Source organism: Pseudoxanthomonas japonensis (assembly GCF_043632995.1).
Taxonomy (GTDB): Bacteria; Pseudomonadota; Gammaproteobacteria; order Xanthomonadales; family Xanthomonadaceae; genus Pseudoxanthomonas_A; species Pseudoxanthomonas_A japonensis.
Map to the genome: position 1 here is coordinate 1,491,697 of NZ_CP171632.1, position 23,358 is coordinate 1,515,054.

Annotated in this window: 12 protein-coding genes; all 12 read left to right on the forward strand. The window is 67.6% G+C overall.

Annotated features, from left to right (window positions below; translation table 11 throughout):
- The first annotated feature begins 3 nt into the window (after nucleotides 1-3).
- Nucleotides 4-1,515 (forward strand): transcription termination factor NusA, encoded by a 1,512-nt coding sequence (nusA, locus tag ACGHX3_RS06765; RefSeq protein ID WP_162336593.1) that lies wholly within the window; start codon nucleotides 4-6, stop codon nucleotides 1,513-1,515.
- A 107-nt stretch (nucleotides 1,516-1,622) separates the two neighbouring features.
- Nucleotides 1,623-4,271, forward strand: coding sequence for a translation initiation factor IF-2 (gene infB / locus ACGHX3_RS06770; protein WP_394696840.1), 2,649 nt, complete (start codon nucleotides 1,623-1,625; stop codon nucleotides 4,269-4,271).
- Nucleotides 4,272-4,277: 6 nt separating this feature from the next.
- On the forward strand, nucleotides 4,278-4,649 hold the full coding sequence (gene rbfA, locus ACGHX3_RS06775; RefSeq protein WP_162336595.1) for a 30S ribosome-binding factor RbfA: 372 nt from the start codon (nucleotides 4,278-4,280) through the stop codon (nucleotides 4,647-4,649).
- A gap of 134 nt (nucleotides 4,650-4,783) precedes the next feature.
- Nucleotides 4,784-5,734: a tRNA pseudouridine(55) synthase TruB gene (truB, locus tag ACGHX3_RS06780; protein WP_394696841.1), complete on the forward strand. Its 951-nt coding sequence runs from the start codon at nucleotides 4,784-4,786 to the stop codon at nucleotides 5,732-5,734.
- Between the two features lie 150 nt (nucleotides 5,735-5,884).
- Nucleotides 5,885-6,145, forward strand: a complete 261-nt coding sequence (rpsO, locus tag ACGHX3_RS06785; RefSeq protein ID WP_162336597.1) for a 30S ribosomal protein S15 — start codon at nucleotides 5,885-5,887, stop codon at nucleotides 6,143-6,145.
- Between the two features lie 184 nt (nucleotides 6,146-6,329).
- Nucleotides 6,330-8,438, forward strand: a complete 2,109-nt coding sequence (pnp, locus tag ACGHX3_RS06790) for a polyribonucleotide nucleotidyltransferase (RefSeq protein ID WP_162336598.1) — start codon at nucleotides 6,330-6,332, stop codon at nucleotides 8,436-8,438.
- A 566-nt stretch (nucleotides 8,439-9,004) separates the two neighbouring features.
- Nucleotides 9,005-9,679 carry a DUF3617 domain-containing protein gene (locus ACGHX3_RS06795; RefSeq protein ID WP_394696842.1) on the forward strand — a complete coding sequence of 225 codons (675 nt, stop codon included), beginning with the start codon at nucleotides 9,005-9,007 and terminating at the stop codon, nucleotides 9,677-9,679.
- A gap of 152 nt (nucleotides 9,680-9,831) precedes the next feature.
- Nucleotides 9,832-17,229 (forward strand): OmpA family protein, encoded by a 7,398-nt coding sequence (locus tag ACGHX3_RS06800; protein WP_394696843.1) that lies wholly within the window; start codon nucleotides 9,832-9,834, stop codon nucleotides 17,227-17,229.
- Between the two features lie 23 nt (nucleotides 17,230-17,252).
- Nucleotides 17,253-20,957, forward strand: a complete 3,705-nt coding sequence (locus tag ACGHX3_RS06805; protein WP_394696844.1) for a hypothetical protein — start codon at nucleotides 17,253-17,255, stop codon at nucleotides 20,955-20,957.
- 153 nt (nucleotides 20,958-21,110) lie between these two features.
- Entirely contained in the window at nucleotides 21,111-22,373 is a 1,263-nt protein-coding gene (locus ACGHX3_RS06810; protein ID WP_394696845.1) for a CynX/NimT family MFS transporter, read from the forward strand.
- Between the two features lie 70 nt (nucleotides 22,374-22,443).
- Nucleotides 22,444-22,848 (forward strand): DUF1398 family protein, encoded by a 405-nt coding sequence (locus ACGHX3_RS06815; RefSeq protein WP_394696846.1) that lies wholly within the window; start codon nucleotides 22,444-22,446, stop codon nucleotides 22,846-22,848.
- A gap of 164 nt (nucleotides 22,849-23,012) precedes the next feature.
- Nucleotides 23,013-23,321: a hypothetical protein gene (locus tag ACGHX3_RS06820; protein ID WP_394696847.1), complete on the forward strand. Its 309-nt coding sequence runs from the start codon at nucleotides 23,013-23,015 to the stop codon at nucleotides 23,319-23,321.
- The last annotated feature ends 37 nt before the right edge of the window (nucleotides 23,322-23,358 follow it).

Below are 23,358 nucleotides of genomic sequence, written 5' to 3' on the forward strand. Positions count from 1 at the left end.
TCAATGAGTAAGGAACTGTTGCTGGTCGTGGATGCAGTGGCCAACGAGAAGGGCGTGCCGCGCGAAGTCATCTTCGATGCCATCGAGGCCGCCCTGGCGTCCGCCGCCAAGAAGCGCTACCTGGACCAGGACGTGCAGGTGCGCGTCACCATCGACCACAAGGATGGCAGCTACGAGACGTTCCGCCGCTGGGAAGTGGTGGCCGACGACGTGGTGATGGAGTCCCCCGACCGCCAGATCCGCCTGATGGATGCCGAAGACGAAGCCGAAGGCGCCGAAGTGGGCGACTGGATCGAAGAGAAGATCGAGAACCCCGATTTCGGCCGCATCGCCGCGCAGGCCGCCAAGCAGGTCATCGTGCAGCGCGTCCGCGAGGCCGAGCGCGCGCAGGTGGTCGATGCCTGGAAGGACCGCGTGGGCGAACTGGTCACCGGCGTGGTCAAGCGTGCCGAGCGCGGCAACATCTACGTGGACCTGGGCGGCAACGCCGAGGCCTTCATCCCGAAGGACAAGGGCATCCCGCGCGACGTGCTGCGCGCCGGCGACCGCGTCCGCGGCTACCTCTTCGACGTGCGCTACGAACCGCGTGGCCCGCAGCTGTTCATCAGCCGCGCCGCCCCGGAATTCATGATCGAGCTGTTCAAGCTGGAAGTGCCGGAAGTGGGCCAGGGCCTGGTCGAGATCAAGGCCTGCGCACGCGATCCGGGCGACCGCGCCAAGATCGCGGTGCTGGCGCACGACACCCGCACCGATCCCATCGGCGCCTGCATCGGCATGCGCGGTTCGCGCGTGCAGGCCGTGAGCAACGAGCTCAACGGCGAGCGCGTGGACATCGTGCTGTGGAACGACAACCCGGCCACCTTCGTCATCAACGCGATGGCGCCGGCGGAAGTGCAGTCGATCATCGTCGATGAAGAGAAGCACTCCATGGACCTGGCCGTGGCGGAAGACCGCCTGGCGCAGGCGATCGGCAAGGGTGGCCAGAACGTGCGCCTGGCCAGCCGCCTGACCGGCTGGCAGCTCAACGTCATGACCGCCGACCAGGTGCAGGCCAAGAGCGAGGCCGAACAGGCCGTCGCCCGCCAGCTGTTCATGGACAAGCTGGAAGTGGACGAGGAAATCGCTGCCATCCTGGTCGCCGAGGGCTTCAGCACGGTCGAGGAAATCGCCTATGTCCCGGTCGGCGAACTGCTGGCCGTCGAGGGCTTCGACGAGGACATCGTCGAGGAGCTGCGCTCGCGCGCCCGCGACGCCCTGCTGAACGAGGCGCTGGCCGAGGAAGAGGGCCTGGAAGACGACCACCCGGCCGAGGACCTGCTGGCGCTGGAAGGCATGGACGAGGAAACCGCGTTCGCGCTGGCCTCGCACGGCGTCCGCACCAGCGAGGACCTGTCCGACCTGGCCGCCGACGAAGTGGTCGAGTTCGGCATCGAGGGCCTGGACGAGGGTCGTGCCGCGGCGCTGATCCTGGCCGCCCGCGCCGAGGAGATCGCTCGTCTGGAACGCGGCGCATGAGCCGTCCATGAACACCGCCCTGGTGTCCGCAGGGCTTAGAATTCCCCCCTTCCAACAGGGTTGCCCCTCCACCGCCGGGGGGGCGAAACACAAAACCTAGGATCCGAATGTCGCAGCAAACCACCATCCGCAAGCTCGCTGAACTGGTCAACACGCCGGTCGAGAAACTCCTGGAGCAACTGTCCGAAGCCGGCATGAGCTTCAGCGGTCCCGACCAGGTCGTGACCAGCATGGAAAAAGTGAAGCTGCTCGGCTTCCTCAAGCGCTCGCACGGCAAGAGCGATGCCGCGACGGATGAGGCTGCGCCCAAGAAGATCACGCTGAACCGTCGCAAGGTGCAGGAAGTCACCGTCGCGGCCGGCCGCAGCAAGACCACGGTGAACGTGGAAGTGCGCCAGAAGCGCACCTACACCAAGCCGACCGACGCAGAGTCGGTCGCCACCAACTGGCAGAACGAAGCCGATCCCGAGCGCGCCGAGATCCTGCGCAAGCTGGAGGAATCCCGCCAGCGCAACCTCGACGAACAGCAGCGCCTGGCGCAGGAAGACGCCAAGCGCGCCGAAGAGCTCGAGCGTCGCCGCCAGGAAGAAGCCGCCGCCCGCGCCGAGGCCGAAGCCGCGCGCGCGCAGGCCGATGCCGAAGCCGCCGCGCTCGCCGCCGGTGCCGTGGCCGTCGATGGCGACGAGACCGCGCGTCCGGCCAAGCCGGCCACGCAGGGCCACCACGTGCCCAAGCTGGTCGTGCGCAAGGATCCGCCGCGCACCGACGACCGCAACAATGCCGCCGCGGCCAAGCACAAGACCCGCGGTTCGCACGCGATGGTGGCCGGCGTCGAGGACGACGACAACACCAGCCGCTTCGCCGGCCAGCTGCACCTTTCCGCGGCCGATCGTGCCCGCCGTGGCGCCTCGCGCGGCAAGCCCAAGCCGCCGCGTCGCCATGAGCAGAGCCGCGGTGGCGGCGGTGCGCACGGCTTCGAGCGTCCGACCGCGCCGATCGTGCGCGAAGTGGCGATCGGCGAGACGATTACCGTAGCCGACCTGGCGCAGAAGCTCGCGCTGAAGGGCGGCGACGTGGTGAAGGCGCTGTTCAAGATGGGCGTGATGGCCACCATCACCCAGACCATCGACCACGACACCGCCGCGCTGATCACCGAAGAGCTCGGCCACAAGGCCGTGCGCGCCGACGCCAACGACGTCGAGAACGAACTGCTGGCGCATTCGGAAGAGCAGCAGGGCGACAAGGTCGCGCGTCCGCCCGTCGTCACCATCATGGGCCACGTCGACCACGGCAAGACCTCGCTGCTGGACTACATCCGCCGCACCAAGATCGCCAGCGGCGAAGCAGGCGGCATCACCCAGCACATCGGCGCGTACCACGTGGAAACGCCGAAGGGCGTCATCAGCTTCCTCGATACCCCGGGCCATGCCGCGTTCACAGCGATGCGCGCCCGCGGCGCCAAGCTGACCGACATCGTGGTGCTGGTCGTGGCCGCGGACGACGGCGTCATGCCGCAGACGCGTGAAGCCATCCAGCATGCGAAGGCGGCCAAGGTGCCGCTGATCGTGGCGGTGAACAAGATCGACAAGTCCGACGCCGACCCGCTGCGCGTGAAGAACGAGCTGCTGGCCGAGGAAGTGGTCGCCGAAGACTTCGGCGGCGACACCCAGATGGTCGAGATCTCGGCCAAGACGGGCCAGGGCGTGGACAACCTGCTGGACGCCATCTCCATCCAGGCCGAACTGCTGGAACTGAAGGCCGTGGAAGACGGCCGCGCCAGCGGCGTGGTCATCGAGTCCTCGCTGGACAAGGGCCGTGGCCCGGTCGCGACGGTGCTGGTGCAGCAGGGCACGCTGAAGAAGGGCGATTACCTGGTCTGCGGCATCCAGTACGGCCGCGTGCGTGCGCTGTTCGACGAGACCGGCAACCAGCCGCCGTCGGCCGGCCCGTCCATTCCCGTGCAGGTCCTGGGCCTGTCCGGCGTACCGGAAGCGGGCGACGACTTCGTCGTGGTCGCGGACGAGCGGCTGGCCAAGGATGTGGCGCAGCAGCGCGACGCCAAGCGCCGCGAGTCGCGTCTGGTGCAGTCCGCCGGCAGTCGCATGGAAGACATCATGGCGCAGCTGGGCAAGGGCGAAGGCCAGCTCAGCCTCAATCTGATCGTCAAGGCCGACGTGCAGGGTTCTGTCGAAGCGCTGCGCCATTCGCTGGTCGCGCTGTCCAACGAATCGATCCGCATCAACATCATCCACTCCGGCGTGGGCGGCATCACCGAGTCCGACGCCAACTCCGCGGTCACCTCCAAGGCCACCGTCATCGGCTTCAACGTGCGTGCCGACGCCTCCGCGCGTCGCATCATCGAAGCCAACGGCGTGGACCTGCGCTACTTCTCGATCATCTACGACGTGATCGACCAGGTGAAGCAGGTGGCCTCCGGCCTGCTGGGCGTGGAGATCCGCGAAGAGATCATCGGCATCGCCGAAGTGCGCGACGTGTTCCGCAGCTCCAAGTTCGGCGCGGTCGCGGGCTGCATGGTGGTCGAAGGCACGGTCAAGCGGAACAAGCCGATCCGCGTGCTGCGCGCGAGCACCGTGGTGTTCGAGGGCGAACTGGAATCGCTGCGCCGCTTCAAGGAGAACGTCGACGAAGTGCGCAACGGCACCGAGTGCGGCATCGGCGTGAAGGCGTACAACGACGTGCAGCCGGGCGACCAGATCGAGTGCTTCGAGCGCATCGAAGTGCAGCGCACGCTCTGACCTGACATGCCTACGAAGTCGTTCCATCGCACCGACCGCGTTTCCGCCCAGCTCCGTCGCGAGCTGGGCACGCTGGTGCACGAGGCCGTGCGCGAGCACGGCCTGCCGTCGGTCAGCGTGTCCGACGTGGAAGTCACCCGCGACATGGCGCATGCGAAGGTGTTCGTCACCGCGCTGATGCAGGAACGTTCCGCAGAGGCGGTGAAGGGCCTGAAGGAACTGGCCTGGGGCCTGCGCATGGAACTGGCCCGTCGCGTGAAGATGCGCCACGTTCCCGAACTGCATTTCCATTACGACGACTCCGTCGACCGTGGCGAGCGCATCGAAACCCTGCTGCGCGACAACCCGCCGGTCCCCGGGTCCGACGACGAAACCTGATACGGCATGCCGTAGAGCGGAGCTTGCTCCGCTGCTCTCCGCTCCGGTGCCCGGATGCCTGCTTCGCACGCAGTCGAGCAAGCTCGACGCTACGATGGGGCGATCCCCGCCACGCCAACTGACCTGGACTGTGTATGGCAGGACGCATCCAATTCCGCCCGCTGCACGGCCTGCTGCTGCTGGACAAGCCGCAGGGCATGAGCTCCAACGGCGCCCTGCAGGTCGCTCGGCGCCTGTTCCGCGCAGAGAAGGGCGGGCACACCGGCAGCCTCGATCCTCTCGCCACCGGCCTGCTGCCGCTGTGCTTCGGCGAGGCCACCAAGATCGCCGGCCTGCTGCTGGGCTCGCGCAAGGCTTACGACACGGTTGCCGTGCTGGGCACCACCACCGATACCGACGACGCCGACGGCGCGCCGCTGCGTGAGCGGACTGTGCCGTCGCTGGACGTCGCCACCGTCGAGGCTGCGCTGGCGCCGCTGACAGGCCGCATCCGCCAGCGGGCGCCGATCTACTCGGCCCTGAAGCAGGGTGGGGAACCGCTCTACACCAAGGCTCGCCGCGGCGACGTCATCGAGGCGCCCGAGCGCGAGGTCGAGGTCCACGGCATCGAGATCCTGGACATCGCCTCCGACCGCCTGTCGTTGCGGGTGGAATGCGGGTCCGGCACCTATGTGCGCAGCCTGGTCCGCGATCTCGGCGAAGCGCTGGGATGCGGCGCCCACGTGGGGGCACTGCGGCGGCTCTGGGTCGACCCGTTCAGGCAGCCCCGCATGTACACCCTGGAAGCGCTGCAGGCGATCGCTGAACAAGGCGGCGAGGCGGCCCTCGACGCCTGCCTGCTGCCCGTCGAGGCCGGCCTGACGGGCTTCCCGCGGGTCGACGTTGATGCCGCCGGCGGGCGCCGGCTGGCGCAGGGCCAGCGGTTGCGTGACTACCCGCCCAGCGACGGTCCGGTGGCGATCCATGGGCCGGAAGACCGCGTCCTGGGGCTGGGCACGGTCGATGCCGACGGCACGCTGTCACCGCAGCGACTGTTCGCATGGGCGGTCGCCAGCACTGCCACCAGGGCCGGGCAGGATCAATAAAACCTTGTTTCACAAGGCCCCCGGGGCTACACTACGCCGCCGGTTTTCACCGGTGATTTACATTCCCCAGCTTCATCAACGGCGAGCCAGGCGGTGCGCGCGGAGGACAGCCCGCGTTCCTGCAGGCCACGCATCCAACAGAGAGAAACCATGTCCGTCGATACCCAGAAAGTGATTGCCGACAACGCCCGTGGCGCCAACGACACCGGCTCCCCGGAAGTGCAGGTCGCCCTGCTGACCGCCCGCATCGAGCACCTGAGCGGCCACTTCAAGACCCACAAGAAGGATCACCACAGCCGTCGTGGTCTGCTGCAGCTGGTCAACCGCCGCCGCAGCCTGCTTGATTACCTCAAGAAGAAAGACAACGAGCGCTACAAGACCCTGATCGAAAAGCTCGGTCTGCGTCGCTGATATACCCCCGACCGCGGCGCAGAGATGCGCCGCGGTTTGCATTTCAGGGAACGGAATGCGCTGCATCCGCTGGCCGCACAGGGCCCGCCCCACACAGCATCACCGGCCGGACGCATCCGGCCAGCCACACGCGACAAGGGTCGCGTGAGGTCCAACCCGCACAAGGCATCCCAAGGAAACCCCCGTGGCAAAAATCACCAAAACCTTCCAGTACGGCAAGCACCAGGTCACCCTGGAAACCGGCGAAATCGCCCGTCAGGCCGGCGGCGCCGTCGTCGTCAAGTTCGACGACACCGTACTGCTGGTCACCGCCGTGGCGGCGAAGTCGGCCCGCGAAGGCCAGGACTTCTTCCCGCTGACGGTCGACTACCAGGAGAAGTTCTACGCCGGCGGCCGTATCCCCGGTGGCTTCTTCAAGCGCGAAGGTCGCGCGACCGAAAAGGAGACGCTGATCTCCCGCCTGATCGATCGCCCGCTGCGTCCGCTGTTCCCGGAAGAATTCCGCAATGAAGTGCAGGTCATCGCCACGGTGATGTCGCTGAACCCGGAAATCGACGGCGACATCCCGGCGCTGATCGGCGCCTCGGCCGCCGTCGCCCTGACCGGTGCGCCGTTCAACGGCCCGATCGGTGCCGCCAAGGTCGGCTACATCAACGGCGAGTACGTGTTGAATCCGACCGTCAGTGAACTGAAGGACTCCAAGCTGGAGCTCGTCGTCGCCGGTACCTCGAATGCCGTGCTGATGGTCGAATCCGAAGCCGCCGAGCTGTCGGAAGACGTGATGCTGGGTGCGGTGATGTTCGGCCATCGCGAAATGCAGAAGGTCATCCACATCATCAACGAGCTGGTCGTCGAAGCCGGTACCAAGAACTGGGACTGGTCCGCCCCCGCCAAGAACGAAGCGCTGGTCTCCGCGCTGAAGGAAGCCGTGGGCACGCAGCTCGACGGCGCCTTCCAGGTGCGCGACAAGCTGCAGCGCCGCGACGCCATCTCGGCGATCAAGAAGGACGTGCTGGCGCAGCTGGCCGGCCGTGCGGAATCGGAAGGCTGGGCCACCGGCGCGCTGTCGAAGGAATTCGGCGAGCTGGAATACCAGACCATGCGCGGCTCCGTGCTGGCCACCAAGGTCCGTATCGACGGCCGTGCGCTGGACACCGTCCGCCCAATTTCCTCTAAGGTCAGCGTGCTGCCGCGCGTGCACGGCTCCTCGCTGTTCACCCGTGGTGAGACGCAGGCGATCGTCGCCGTCACCCTCGGCACCGCGCGCGACGGCCAGGTGATCGACGCCGTTGGCGGCGAGTGGAAGGACCACTTCCTGTTCCATTACAACTTCCCCCCGTTCTCGGTGGGCGAAGCCGGCCGCATGATGGGCCCGAAGCGTCGCGAAATCGGCCACGGCCGCCTCGCCAAGCGCGGCGTGCTCGCCGTGATGCCGACGATGGAAGAATTCCCGTACACCATCCGCGTGGTCTCCGAAATCACCGAGTCGAACGGTTCGTCCTCGATGGCCTCGGTCTGCGGCAGCTCGCTGGCGCTGATGGACGCCGGCGTGCCGATCAAGGCGCCGGTGGCCGGCATCGCGATGGGCCTGGTGAAGGAAGGCAACGACTTCGTCGTACTGAGCGACATCCTGGGTGACGAAGACCACCTGGGCGACATGGACTTCAAGGTGGCCGGTACCGCCAACGGCGTGTCCGCGCTGCAGATGGACATCAAGATCGAAGGCATCACCGAAGAGATCATGAAGCAGGCGCTGACGCAGGCGAAGGCCGGCCGACTGCACATCCTGGGCGAGATGGCCCATGCGATGACCGCACCGCGCCAGGAGCTGAGCGAGTTCGCGCCGCGCCTGATCACCATCAAGATCCACCCCGACAAGATCCGCGAAGTGATCGGCAAGGGCGGCTCGGTGATCCAGGCGATCACCAAGGAAACCGGCACGCAGATCGACATCCAGGACGACGGCACCATCACCATCGCCTCGGTCAACGGCGCCGCCGGCCAGGCCGCCAAGGCCCGCATCGAGCAGATCACGTCCGACGTCGAGCCGGGCCGCATCTACGAAGGCAAGGTCGCCAAGATCATGGACTTCGGTGCGTTCGTCACCATCCTGCCGGGCAAGGACGGCCTGGTGCACGTGTCGCAGATCTCCAACGACCGCGTCGAGAAGGTCAGCGACGCGCTGAAGGAAGGAGACGTGGTCAAGGTCAAGGTGCTTGAAGTCGACAAGCAGGGCCGCATCCGCCTGTCGATCAAGGCCGTGGAAGAAGGCGAGGGCGTGTCGGCCGAGTAAGCCGCACGACATCGCGACGTGTTACGGAAAAGCGGGCTTCGGCCCGCTTTTTCTTTTGCGGCACTTGGTGACGCATTGCGTCTGATCGCGTCCGCACGCGTCCGTTCTACCTGCGACGGCGACGCGTCGCGGCATCTGTCCGTGGCGTGGCCGCGCGCGCCGGTTTTCCGACATGGGCGGCAGAAAGCCCGCGCACACCGCCGGCGCATTGCGTGACTGCCACGGGATCCGATGATGGCGATGCGGGAGGCATCGCTGCGCCTCCAGCCTTTGGTGGACGCCTTTCCGGCGCGCCGCATGCGATGTCTCCCACGCCTGCGGGAGAAGCTTCTCCTTAGTGGCACCGGACTTGCATCGCGTCATGCGCCTGATCGATTCCGCGAAATTCATATTTCAGTTTTCGGTCTCATCGCCGATAATGGAACACGAGAAGGCAGGAGACGTGCGGCGGACTGCGCCGCGTCGCTCCAGCGAGGCAGACGTCCGCGCCGGCAAGTAGTGGATTCCTTCGGGGGAATGCGCCGGCGGACGTAGGTCATGGGGATTCGTCCGGCGGTCTGCGGGCGATGGCAACGAACGGGTTTTCGGGAACCCTGGGGACATCGATGGATTCGACAACAGGCGCGCTTTCGCGCGCCATGGCCGGCTTTTTGCGCGCGGCGAATACCCTTCATGCCGTCGATGGACGATGGCGGCTCGTTCCGATGCTGTTGTTGGCGCTGCTGCCTGCGCTGGCTTGGGCGTCCGGCGTCGATGCCGATCCCTACAAAGACCTGCCGGTGCGCAAGTCTGGCCTGTGGGAAGTGACGGTCCAGGCCCATGCGGCCCCCGGCATGGGCGGGCGCATGCAACCGGCGATGACCGTCCTGCATTGCACCGATGCGAACGCAGAGCGCGTCGTCCCCCTGTTCCTGCTTCCCGCACGGGAAGGATGCGAGCGGATCACCGTGAGCAAGAACGCCGCACGCGGCGGCCACGATGTCGGCACTGTCTGCCGGTCGCATGGCCAACGCGCCGATATGCAACTGACGCTGCGTGGCGACATGCAAACGCGCTACAGCGGCACCTACCGCATCCAGCAGTCGGGCTCGCCGTCGAGCGATTCGGGGCAGGTCCCGTTCGAAGGACGCTGGCTCGGCCGCTGCAAGCCCGGCCAGCGCGCCGGCGACATGGTGCTGCCGAACGGCATCACGGTGAACACGGTGGACGATGCGCGCCGCGCAAGCGGGCACGCGCATTGAGCGGCCTCAGCGCCGTGGACGGGCCGCGCAATGCACTGCGCCGTCCGAGCCGCCATCCGGGCGTGACGCCATGCCCACCACTCCATGCACAAGCCGCGTGGGTTTCGCACGCGTCGCTTTCTAACCTTTTTGCCTTCAGGACGGGACGGATCATGCAGATTGCCGCGGTACTACGGGGACGACGGATCGGGAAGACCGATCGACGGAAAGGCAGGAGCGGCGTCTTCGCTGCGTTCGCTTTGATGGCGCTGCTGGCGTTGTTCGCTCCGACGGTGCATGCGCAGATCAAGAACGGTGGATTCGAAGCGCAGAATTTCTCGGAGTGGAAGCTGGAGAGCTACACGCGCTCCACGTCCACCATGTCCCCGGTCCCGCCGACCAACAGCAGCCAACTGACGCTCGGCTCGCCCACCGGAACGGTGGCCAGCACCAATACCGTCAACACTGCCTTCGGCGGCAATCTCCGGATACTGACCACGCCGGGAACCGCCGATTTCACGAACGGCAATGGTGCGCGCTATCCCTTCTCGGGTACGGCGTCGGCGCGACTCGGCGGCAACGGCGGCTACCTCGCGTACGCGATCGAGCAGACCGCGACCATGGCGCTCAGCGATGTCGATCCGGTCGACGGCAAGGTGCACATCCGTTTCGCGATGGCGCCTGTGCTGAACAATCCCAACCACCCGGCGGGTCGCCAGCCCTTCTTCTTCGTCGAAGTCATCAACCTGAGCAAGGGCAGCACGCAGCTTTTCCACACCTTCAACTACTCCAACCAGGCGGGCATTCCCTGGCAGTCATTCGGCAACTACCAGTTCACCAACTGGCAGGGCTTCGACATCGCGCCGGGCAACGGTCGCCTGGACGTGGGCGACCAGGTGCTGCTGAAGGTCTACGTGGCGAACTGCGCGGACGGTGGAGCGGCGCACACCGCGCAGGTCTACATGGACGTGTTCGGTTCGAAGATGCCCGGCCTGAGCGTGGCGGCGATCGGGCCGTCCACCACCAAGCCCGGCGAGCAGGTCACCTACACCTACAAATACGTCAACAACTCCGGCGTGTACGCCCTGGGCGCGACGGTGCGCCTGGCTGCGCCGATCACCGAGAACGGCCTGCACCTCGCCTTCGTGCCGAACTCCTGGCCGGCGTCGTGCACGGGTCCGCATGCCGGCACTGCGCCGCGTGCCGATTACATCGACTGTCCCGTGGGCGACCTGGTGGCGGGCGCGGGCGGCAGCTTCCCGGTGACGTTCACCGTGCCCGCCGGCGCGGCCACGACCGGTCCGAACAACGTCATCAACAACGGCGACTACGACGTTCGCGCGAACACGGTGAGTCCCTTCATCGGCCCGCTCGTCAAGACAACCATTTCGCCCGCGGCGACGACCCTGATCGACCTGGGCGTCAGCGTCAGCAATGGCAGCGTGCCGTCCTATCTGGTGGGCGGCGCGGTGGTCTATACGGTCACGGTGACCAACAACGGGCCGGTCGATGCCACTGGCGCGACCATCGCCCAGACCTTGAACGGCACGAGCGGCACGGCGAGCTGGAGTTGCGCGCCGGCCCCGGGGAGCACGGCGACCTGCGGCGCGACCGGCAGCGGTTCCGGCCCCATCTCCACCGCGACGGCCAACCTGCCGGTCGGCCAGTCGCTGGTCTATACCGTCAGCGGCATCACGGCCACGGCGGCGGGTACGCCGGTCGTGACGGTGGTCAGCGTCACGCCGCCCGCCGGCATGTCCGACAGCGTCTCGGCCAACAACACCGACGGCGTCAGCACGCCGGTCAGCGCGGCGCAGCACCTGCTCACCGCCAACACGATCGGTGCGGGCTCCGGGCGCCTGAACGCCATTCCCGCCGTCTATGCGTGTCCGTCCGGCGGCGCAAGGTCGGCCTGCAGTTCGGAGAATCTGGGTGAAGGCCAGGAGGCCTACCTGACCGCGGTGGCGGACAACGGTTCCATCTTCAAGGGCTGGAGCGGCGGCTGCACCACGATCACGGGCAACGAATGCTACGTGCGGATGGGCACGCAGGATCTGGAGGTCACGGCCGAGTTCGCGACGGTCTGGATCGTGACGCCGAGCGTCACGGGCGGCACGCTGAACACGTCGTCGCCCCAGGTCGTGGAAGACGGGCAGGGCACCAGCTATACCTTCACGCCGACCACGCCTGGCCACATTCCGGTCATCACCACGCCCGGCGGCGCCAACACCTGCCAGGCCACGCTGAGCGGCCCCACCGGTGGCGTTTACACCTACAGCGTGACGCCCGTGACGCAGGACTGCGCGTTCCACGTGGCGTTCGTCAGCCAGCCGAGGCTGGAGATCGCCAAGACCGCATCGGTCGTGGCGCCGGCGACGATCGCCGTCGGTGTGCCGTTCGACTACACGATCACGGTGACCAATACCGGTGCAGCTGCGACGTCGGCGCCGGCGACGGTGACGGACGTGGTGCCGGCCGGCTTGACGATCGGCACCTTGCCCGCGAACTGCGCGACCAATCCGTCGGGCAGCCAGACCGTGGAATGCACCATCGCCGCGGGTCTGTCGAACGTGGCGCCCGGCAATGCGGTGAGCTTCGTGATTCCGGTCACGCCGCAGGGCGCCATCAACAACACGACGGTATCGAACACGGCCAGCGTGACCGGCGGCGGCGATCCCGCCTGTGCGAGCGCAGGCAGTTGCGTCAGCACGCCGGTGGATACACCGGTGGTCGCCTCCAGCCTGGACATCGTCAAGAGCGGCCCGGCGACCGCCGTGGTCGGCGTGCCGTACGACTACACCTTCACCGTGACGAACAGCGGCACGGCGGCGACGTCGGTAGTCGCGACGGTCACCGACGTGGTGCCGGCGGGACTGACCATCGGTACGCTGCCGGCCGGCTGCGTGACGAATCCGTCGGGCAGCCAGACCGTGGAGTGCACGATCGCGTCCGGGCTTTCGAATGCGGCGCCGGGCAATACGGTGAGCTACGTGATCCGCGTGACGCCGACGGCGGCCGCGGGCAACAGCGTGAGCAACACGGCCAGCGTGACCGGTGGCGGCGATCCGGATTGCGTCACCGGCTGCGACAGCCAGACCGTAAGCACGACGATCAATGCACCCGCCCTGGACATCGCCAAGAGCGGACCGGCAACGGCCGTCACCGGGGTCCCGTTCGACTACACCATCACCGTGACCAACAGCGGCACTGCGGATGCGACGGCTGACGCTGTCGTGACCGATACGGTGCCGGCCAGCGTGGCGGTCAACAGTGCCACGCCGAACTGCACGATCGTTGGGCAGGACGTGAGCTGCACCGTGGCCATGGCGGACCTGCAGACCGGCGAACAGGCGACGATCACGATCAATGTCACGCCGGTGACGGCGGGCAACGCGAACAACACGGCCCGCGTGACCGGCGGTGGCGATCCTGCCTGTACGGCGGGCTGCACCAGTCCGCCGGTCACCACGACGATCGACGCGCAGCTTGCGTCGATGACGCTAGTGAAGTCGGTGACCTCGACCGGTCCGTATGGCGTGGGCAGCGCGATCGCCTACCAGTTCGTTGCGACCAACACCGGCAACGTGACCCTCACGGGTGTCGTGGTGAACGACGCGCAGCTGGATGCGCCGGCCACGTGTCCGGTGACGACGCTGGCACCGGGTGCCAGCACGACCTGCACCGGCGTGCACACGGTGACCGCCGCCGAAGTGGCGGTGGGCAACGTGCACAACAGTGCGACCGTGACCGGCCAGCCGCCGACGCCGCCGGGCGGTCCGACGCCGTCGACGGTCACCAGTCCGCCGAGTGTCGTGGATACCGCGACCGCACAGGCGCCTGCGATGACCGTCGTGAAGTCGGTGACCTCCAGTGGTCCGTACGGCCTGGGCAGCGTGATCGCCTACCAGTTCGTGGTGACCAATACCGGTGACGTGACGCTGAGCGGCGTCGTCGTGAACGACGCGCTGCTGGATGGACCGGCCACGTGTCCGGCGACGACGCTGGCACCGGGTGCCAGCACGACCTGCACCGGCGTGCATACGGTGACCGCGGCTGAGGTGGCTGCGGGCCATGTGCACAACAGCGCGACGGTGACCGGTCAGCCGCCGACCCCCGCGGGTGGTACGCCGCCCACGCCCATCACCAGTCCGCCGAGCAGCGTGGACACGGCGACGGCGCAGAATCCCGCGCTCGGCCTCGTCAAGTCGGTCACCTCCACCGGTCCGTATGACGTGGGCAGCGTGATCGGCTACCAGTTCGTGGTGACCAACACCGGTAACGTGAACCTGACGGGCGTGGTGGTGAACGACGCGCTGCTGGATACGGCAGCGACCTGTGCCGCAACAACCTTGGCACCGGGCGCGAACACGACCTGCACGGGTGTACACACCGTGACCGCGGCCGAAGTGGCGGTGGGCAACGTGCACAACAGTGCGACGGTGACCGGCCAGCCGCCGACGCCGCCGGGTGGCCCGACGCCGTCGACGATCACCAGTCCGCCGAGCACGGTGGATACGGCGACCGAGCAGCTGCCGGCCATCACGCTGGTGAAGTCGGTGACTTCGACCGGTCCGTACAACACGGGTAGCGTGATCGCCTATCAGTTCCTGGTGACCAACACCGGCAACGTGATCCTCAGCGGCATCGTGGTGAACGACACGCAGCTGGATGCACCAGCCGTGTGTGCGTCGACGACGCTGCAGCCGGGTGCGAACACCACGTGCACGGGCGTGCATACCGTGACGGCCGCAGAAGTGGCGGTCGGCAACGTGCGCAACACGGCGACGGTGACCGGCCAGCCGCCGACACCGCCGGGCGGCCCGACGCCGCCGCCGGTGACGAGTCCGCCGAGCACGGTGGACACGGCGACCGAACAGCTGCCGGCCATCGCGCTGGTGAAGTCGGTGACCTCGACCGGTCCGTATCGCGCCGGCAGCGTGATCGCCTACCAGTTCGACGTGGAGAACACCGGCAACGTCATCCTGACCAACGTGTCGGTGATCGACACGCTGGCCGGCCTGGGGCCGCTGACCTATGCCTGGCCGGGGACCGCCGGGCAGCTGCAGCCCGGTGAACGGGTGGTGGCGAATGCGACCTACACCGTGACGCCTGGCGATGTCGTCGCCGGCAACGTCCGCAACAGTGCGACGGCGACGGGTCGACCGCCGACCGTTCCCGGTGGCACGGCGCCGCCGGACGTCAGCAGCCCGCCCAGCACGGTGGATACCTCCATCCTGCCGGTGCTGGATGCGGTGGACGATGTCCTGGCGCCCGTCGACGGCGCCCGCGGCAACCCGTCGGCCGGCAACGCCTACGACAACGACGTGATCAACGGCGTGGCGGTGGACCCGTCGCGCGTCACCGGAACGGTGACGACGCCGGCCACCTCCATCAACGGCGGTCCGGTGCCGGTGATGGATCCGGCCTCGGGTGTGGTGAGCGTGCCGGCAGGAACGCCGGCCGGGACGTACACGATCGGCTACCGCATCTGCGAGACGCTGAATCCGGACAACTGCGATGACGCGGTGGTCTCGCTGACCGTGGTGGCCACGACGATCAACGCCGAGGACGATGCCTTCGTGCCGATCCGCAGTGGCGGTGGTGGTACCTCGCCGAGCGTGCTGGGCAACGACACCCTGGGTGGCGGTCCCGCGCAGATCGGCCAGGTCACGCTGGTGCCGGGCGGTTCGCCGCACGCGGGACTGGTGATGAATCCGGACGGCACGGTGACGATCGCCGCGGGCACGCCGCCCGGGACGTATCGCTATCCGTACACCCTGTGCGAAGTGTTGAACCCGACCAACTGCGATACGGCCGATGCCGTCGTGGTGGTCAGTGGCGAAGCGCTGCTGCGCGTGACCAAGACCGCAGGCGTGCGCGACGTGCAGACCGGCGATCTGGTGCGCTACACCGTGACGGTCGAAAACCTGGGTGACGGTGCGCTGTCGAACGGCAGCATCATCGATACGCCGGCGGCCGGTCTCAGCTACGTGGAAGGTTCGTTGACGGTCAGCGATGGCGACAACGCCGCCACCGTGTCCGGCCAGCATCCCGTGCGTTTCGAAGGCCTGGACATCCCGGTCGGCGGCACGGCACGACTGGTGTACATGATGCGGGTGGGTGCCGGCGCGCGTGCCGGGACGCAGGTCAACCAGGCGCAGGCGGTATCGTCGTCCGGTGAGCCCCTGTCCAACGTGGCGACCGCCGAAGTGATGCTGGTGGCCGATGCGATGGTCGACGACAGCCTGGTGTTCGGCACGGTCTTCAACGACCGCGACGGCGATGGTTGGCAGGATGGCGCGGCGCTGAGCGGTATCCGCGTGCAGGGTGGCTTCGCACCGGAGGTCTATGTCGCCGGTTCAACGACGCTGGACCACGGTACGGGCCCGCAGCCGCAGGCCGATGCCAGCGCGCCACTGCTGCACGGCATCGCGGTGGGTACGGTGGAAGGACGCCAGTCCGAAGCCGACCCGGTGCAGGGCCGTCAGGTGGTGATCCGCCAGACGCTGCGCGAGCTGTCGTTCACCGACGACTTCGTGCTGACGAACGACCAGGGCGTGACGGTGCGGATGGACCGCAACGGCGTGACCTCGCTGGTGACCACGGGCGAAGCCGCCAAGGGCCTCACGGCGGCGATGCCGACCGTGGAGCGCAGGATCGCGCAGGGCGAAGGCGGTTACATCGTCGACTACGTCATCGGCAACGCCGGTATCGAAGAACGCGGTGTGCCGGGCGTGCGCATCGCCACGGTGGAAGGCTTGCTGATCGAAACCGACCAGTTCGGCCGCTACCACCTGGCCGGCCTGTCCGGTGGCGCGTGGGAACGGGGACGCAACGTCGTGCTGAAGGTGGATCCGTCCACGCTGCCGGCCGGTACCCGCATGACCACCGACAACCCGCTGCTGCGTCGTGTCACGCCGGGCGTGCCGGTGCGCTTCGACTGGGGCGTGGTGCTGCCCGAGCAGGTGATCGAAGGTGGCAGCGAACAGCTGGAGCTCGAACTGGGCGAGGTGCAGTTCGCACCCGGCAGCGCTGCGCTGCCGCCGCGGTACCAGCCGCTGGTCAGCGCCATGGCCGCCAAGGTGCGCGAGCACCAGGGCGGGGAGGTGGTGATCCAGGCCGATGGCGACAACGAAGGCCTCGCATTCGATCGCGCCAACGCGCTCAAGGATGCCCTGCTGGCACAGCTCGACGGTCCGGCCACCAAGGCGCTGACCGTCAGTGTCCGCGCCCGCACCGGGGAACCGGCATCACTGGTGGCCGGTGTGCGCGGGGGCGATGCGTTGCTCGGCACGCTGCTGTTCGACACCGACAAGGCGACGATCCGGGCGGAGTTCGCTCCGCTGCTGGATGCGATGGCCGCGGCACTCGAACGGCAGGGTGGAGGCAACGTCGTCATCGTCGGCCATGCCGACCGGCGCGGCTCGCATGCCTACAACAGCGCACTGGGAATGCGGCGTGCGAAGGCGGTGTTCGACGCCCTCGCCGGACGCCTTGGTGCATCGGCCCGCGCCACGTTGCGGGTGGAAATCGAAAACGACCCGGTCGCGCCGAACGGCGCACGGAAATGAGGGGGCGGGTCATGGACAAGCGCATGAAGATGAAGCTGTTGGACTACACGTTGATCTCGCTGCTGGCCGGCGCGGCGCCGATGGTGGCCGCGCAGGAAGCGGCCACGACCGCGGACACCGCCGTGCAGGGCGAGGGCGCGACGGTCACGTGCGACACGGACCGCTGCACCAGCGAGGACGGACTGTTCTTCCGCCTGCGCACGCGCAGCTACGACCAGCCGGCCACCCGTGAAACGGACGCGCAGGCCTCCTCGGCCACGCTGCAGCCGGACCGGCGCGTGACCGTGCAGACGGCATCACCTGCGAAGGCGGTCGTCACCGGCAAGTTCTCGATCGACCTGCCCGGTGGCGGCGTGATCTGGGCGACCGAGGATCCCACCCTCGGCCAGCCGGAACTGTCGGTGTCGGCGCCGTCGTTCGCCGCCTTCGACGGCACGAACCTCCTCAAGCCCGTGCAGTTCTATGTGCGCGGCAACTACCCGGCCTTCATCGAGCGCCTGGAGATCAGCCTGTATCGCGCCAGCGACGCGGACCTGATCGAACCGCTGGCCACCGTGCCGCTGGACGTGGCAGCGGTGAGCCGGGTCGACTGGGATGGCGCGCTGCCGGCCAAGTACCGCTTCCGCAAGGGCGATGAACTGGTCTACGTGCTGCGTGCCACCGGCGCCAACGGCCAGGTCGACGAAACCCTGCCGCGCACGTTGCAGCTGGTGTCGCCGGAAGAAGCCGAACGCGGTGCGACCGCCATACGCAACGCGACCGAGCGCCAGCTGGGCAACGCGCTGAGCGTCGAACAGGCGCAGTCGCAGAGCCTGATCGACAGCGTGTTCGCGGAGAACGGCCTGCGCCAGCAGAACATCCCGCTGTACGGATCGCGCATCCGCATCCAGGGCCGCAACCTGCCGGGCGACGCGTCGTTGAGCATCAACGGCCAGGACTACCCGGTGGACCTGGAACGCAAGTTCGTCGCCGAATACCTGGTCCCCGTCGGGCGGCACCGTTTCGACATCGCGCTGGGTGGACGCGGCAACGACGCGCAGGCGGCACGGGCCGGGCATACGCTCGATGTCGACGTCAGCGGTCGCTACTTCTTCGGTGTCGGCCTGGCCGACGTGACCCTCTCGCAGAACAAGATCAGCGGTTCGGGCGCCGCGTTCGCCAACGACACGCGCTACCAGGACGACGTGATCAGCGACGGCCGCCTCGCGTTCTACGGCAAGGCCAAGTACGCCGGCAAATACCTGGTCACCGCGCAGGCCGACACCACCGAACGCGACCTGGAACGGCTGTTCGACGGCTTCACCAAAGCCGATCCGCAGGACATCTTCCGTCGCCTCGATCCGGACCTGTACTACCCGGTCTACGGCGACGATTCGAACACCTATCGCGACGTCGACACGATGGGCCGCTTCTACCTGCGCGTGGACTGGGACAAGAACCAGGCGCTGTGGGGCAACTACAGCACCGGCATCACGGGGACGGAATTCGCCCAGTACCAGCGTTCGCTGTACGGCGCGGCACTGAACTGGCGCTCGAACGCCAGCAACCGCTGGGGCGATGCCGGCAGCGAACTGCGCGTGTTCGGTTCGCAGCCGGAGAGCGCGCCGGGCCACAACGAGTTCATCGGCACCGGCGGCAGCCTGTACTACCTGCGCCACACCGATCTGCTGCCCGGCTCGGACGTGGTGACGCTGGAGGTGCGCGACCGCACCACCGGCCGCACGGAGAATCGCGTGGTGCTGCAGCGGGGCGCCGACTACGAGATCGATGAACTGCAGGGCCGCATCCTGCTGACGCGTCCGCTGGCGCAGATCAGCCGCGACAACAATCCCACACTGACGCGCGACACCCCGCTGGACGGCTTCGAGCAGCGCCTGCTGGTGGACTACGAATGGGTGCCGTCGGGCTTCGACGCGGACGAACTCACCGTGGGCCTGCGCGGAAAGCACTGGTTCGGCGACCACGTCGGCGTGGGTGCGACCTACATCGACGAGAGCCGCGCGGGCGAGGACTACACGCTGAAGGGTGGCGACCTCACCTTGCAGGCAGGCAAGGGCACGTTCCTGAAAGCCGAATACGCACGCAGCGAATCGTTCGGCCTGCCCGCGTTCTTCTCGGACAACGGCGGCCTGAGTTTCATCCAGCAGAACGGCACGGCACTGAACCGGGAAGGCGAGGCCAAGTCGCTGGAAGCGCGCGCCAACTTCAAGGAACTTGGCTGGACCGAACAGGACTGGAGCGCCGGTACGTGGTGGCGTCGCACCGATGCCGGTTACTCCGTCTCGCGTTACGACAACGGCCTGCCGGTGACCGAGTACGGCGCCGAAGTGCTGGGCCAGTTCAACGAGAGCATCCGCCTGTACAGCCGCTACACCCGCGCCGAACGCGGTGCGGACGTACTGACGCAGGCGCAGGCGACGCTGGAGTGGCGCCTCAACGACGACGGCACGCTGGGTCTGGAAGTGCGCCGCGTGGACGAGGAAAGCGGCACGCTGGACGCGGCGGGCACGTTGGCGGCGTTGAAGTACCAGCACCGCATCGGCACTGCCTGGGAACTGTACGGCGTAGCGCAGCTCACCGTGGACGATGACGGCGGCCGGTACGCCGACAACGACGCCTACACGCTGGGCGCCAAGCACCTGTTCGGCGACAGTTCGTCGGTGGGTGCGGAAGTGACCGACGGCGACCGCGGCAATGCGGCGACGGTCAATGCCGAGTACCGCATCACACCGGAACACACGTTCTACGGTGGCTACACCCATTCGACCGACACCACCGGCTACGACTCGCTGTTCAACCCGCAGGGGCAGAACGGCTGGACGCTCGGCCAGCGCTGGCGCATCTCCAGCCAGGTCAACGTGTTCAACGAAAGCCAGTTCCTGAAGGAGCGCAACGAGTCCGGCCTGGCGCACACCTTCGGCATGGACTTCTATCCGGCGCGCGGCTGGAACACCGGCTTCACCCTGTCCGAGGGCGAACTGGAGAACGCGCAGACCGGTGGCGTGGTGGACCGTCGCGCGGTCAGCGTGTCCGGTGGCCGCACGTCGCCGGACACCGACTGGCAGAGCAAGCTGGAATGGCGCGAGGACACCGGTGCCGAACAGCGCGAGCAGTGGGTCAGCACCACGCGCCTGACTCACCGAATCAACGACAGCTGGCGCATCGCGGCACGGTTGAACTACGCCGACACCGACGACCGGCTCAACCCGCAGGAAGGCGCCCGTTTCATCGAAGGCAACCTGGGCTTCGCCTACCGTCCGTGGAACAGCCAGCGCTGGGGCGTGTTCGGTCGCTACACCTACCTGTACGACCTGGCGAGCATGGGCCAGCTGGGAGGCGCCGAGTACGACCAGCGTTCGCAGATCGTCTCGCTGGAAGGCGTGTACAAGCACGACCAGCACTGGGAGTTTGCGGGCAAGCTGTCGCGCCGCGAAGGCGAGGTGCGCATGGGGCGGGGCACGGGCGTGTGGCTGGACTCGGCCACGACCTTCGCCGCCGTGCAGGCGCGCTACGAACTGCGCACCAAGTGGCACGCGCTGGGCGAGTACCGCTGGCTCGACGTCAAGGACGGCGGTGCACGCCACGGCTTCCTGGCCGGCGTGGACCGGGACATCAACAAGCACTTCCGTCTCGGTGCCGGCTACAACTTCACCCGCTTCAGCGACGACCTGACCGACTTCGACTACGACCACCGGGGCTGGTTCGTCAACATGACCGGGACGTACTGACGGGTCGAACGACAGGCGTCATCGTGCGGCACACGGAAAAGCGGGCTTCGGCCCGCTTTTCCTTTGGGGCGGGGCAGGCAACCGGAATACACGGGACACACCGTCTCCGTGGCTGCGACGCGCGGTCGCACGCCATCGCCGATAATGGCGCCCATGGATTCTTCGAAGACCCACACGGCCGCACCAGCCTCGCTCTGGTCCGGCCGCGGCCTGGTGCTGCTCGGCATCGTGCTGTCCGCATTCAACCTGCGCACCGCGGTGACCTCGCTGACGCCGCTGCTCGATACGCTCGGCAACACCTTCGGCTTCGGCGCGACCATGACCGGGGTGTTCGGCATGCTGCCGACCGCGGCGTTCGCGCTGTTCGGCGTGGCCACCCCGGCGCTGGCGCACCGCATCGGCCTGGAACGGACGGCGCTGCTGGCCATGCTGGTGGCGATGCTCGGTCTGCTGCTGCGCAGCGCGGCGGGCGACACGACGGCGCTGATGGCCGCCTCGCTGACTGCGCTGGCCGGCATGGGCATCGGCAACATCGTGCTGCCGCCACTGGTGAAGCGTTACTTCGCCGATCGCGTCGGCACGGTGAGCACGCTGTACATCACCGTGCTGCAGGCAGGCACCATCCTGCCGGCGCTGGTGGCGGTGCCGGTGATGGAAGCGGCTGGCTGGCGCATTTCGCTCGGCCTGTGGGCGGTGTTCGCCGCCGCTGCAGCCGTTCCATGGTGCCTGCTGCTGTGGCAGGAGCGTGCGCACAAGAGCCCGCTGGCACGTGTGCACGACGAAGCCGTTACCGTCGACGATGAAGCGCCTGAACTTGCCGCGCCACGATCCACAGGGCGCGCTTGGCGCTCGCCGGTGGCCTGGGGCATGGCGCTGATGTTCGGCATGACCTCGCTGGTGACGTACTCCATGTTCACCTGGCTGCCGAAGCTGCTGGTCGAAGCCGGTGGCACGCCGGCGCTCGGCGGCACGATGGTGGCGCTGTTCTCGGCGCTTGGGCTGGTGGCGTCATTGACGATGCCGCAGATTGCAGTGCGCATGCGCAACCCCTTCATCGTGGTGGTGGTCTGCGCAGGCTTCTATGCGGCGGCATTCGCCGGCCTGCTGATCGCGCCAATGGCCGCGCCCGCGCTGTGGGTCGCGCTGCTCGGTCTGGGGCCCAGCACGTTCCCGCTGTCGCTGACGATGATCAACCTGCGCACGCGCACGCCCGAAGGCTCGGCCTCGCTGTCCGGCTTCATGCAGGGCGTGGGCTATACGCTGTCCTGTGCGGGTCCGCTGATCTTTGGTCTGTTGCACGATCACACGCATGGCTGGGCGCTGCCGATGGCGTTCCTGGGCGGGTGCATCGGGGTGCTGGTGATCGGTGGCTACCTGGCGTGCAGGCCGCGGTATCTGGAAGATACTTGGCACTAGCACGCAGGATGCGGTCGGACACGCGCCGGTCGTCGTATCGCGACAGGTTTTCCATTCACCAGGGAGTCCCATGGATCCGCACGCCATCTCTGTCCTCGCCGGGGCCACGCTCGCCGGTTCCATGCCGTTTCCGGAGATCGTCGGAAAACTCATCGCGCAGGGCGTGGAGTACTACCACGTCGATTACGCGACGCGCTCGTTCACCTTTTACGGCGAGGGCGTCTTCGTGACGGCGCAGCTGGCGTACGAGGCATTGCCGGTCGTGGCGCTGGCGTGGGATGCGCCGGCCTTGAAGGCCGCCATCCTCGACAGCCAGCAGCACGGCCAGCCGTTCCGCAACTTCTGCGAACGCGCCATGCGTGCCGGCGTGCAGGGTTACTTTGCCTTCCTCGCTGGCAAGCGCGTGGTCTATATGGGCCGTCACGGCGACCAGCACGTGGAATGGTTTCCGGGAGCAGGGCCACGCGAGGGCTGAGGATATGGCGTTGGCTCGCGTTCCCGGTCCGCAGGCCAGGCGGCGCCGAAGCAATGCCCACCACGTAGAGCAGGATTGACGCTCTTCCCCGGTGCGCAAATACTCCATTGCAACCGCACCAAGCGTCGTCGACGGCGACCCGGTGCCGCAGCGGGGGGGCAAGCGTGGAGCGAATACCTCAAGCCGCTTTTCGCGCTTCCATCGCCACGCTCGTCGGTGCCGCCCTGATGCTGGTGCCGCCGGTCGGTCTGCCGGTCTTCCTGCTGGTGTTCATGCTGCCGCTCTGGGCCGTCGACGCCATCGGCATCGTGGATGTCGGCAGCGAGATGCATGGGTTCTTCGTTCCCAACGCCGCCGGCCGGGTGCTGGCGGTCGTGGTGGTCTGGTCGATGTTCTTCCTGCTGTTCCGCGCGATCGCGGCAAGAAAGACGGCCGCAGGTGCGCGGGCGGACGGCCCGGGCACACGGCAGTAGGCAGGCAGGCGGTTCCACCGGTGAAGGCGAGGAGGCG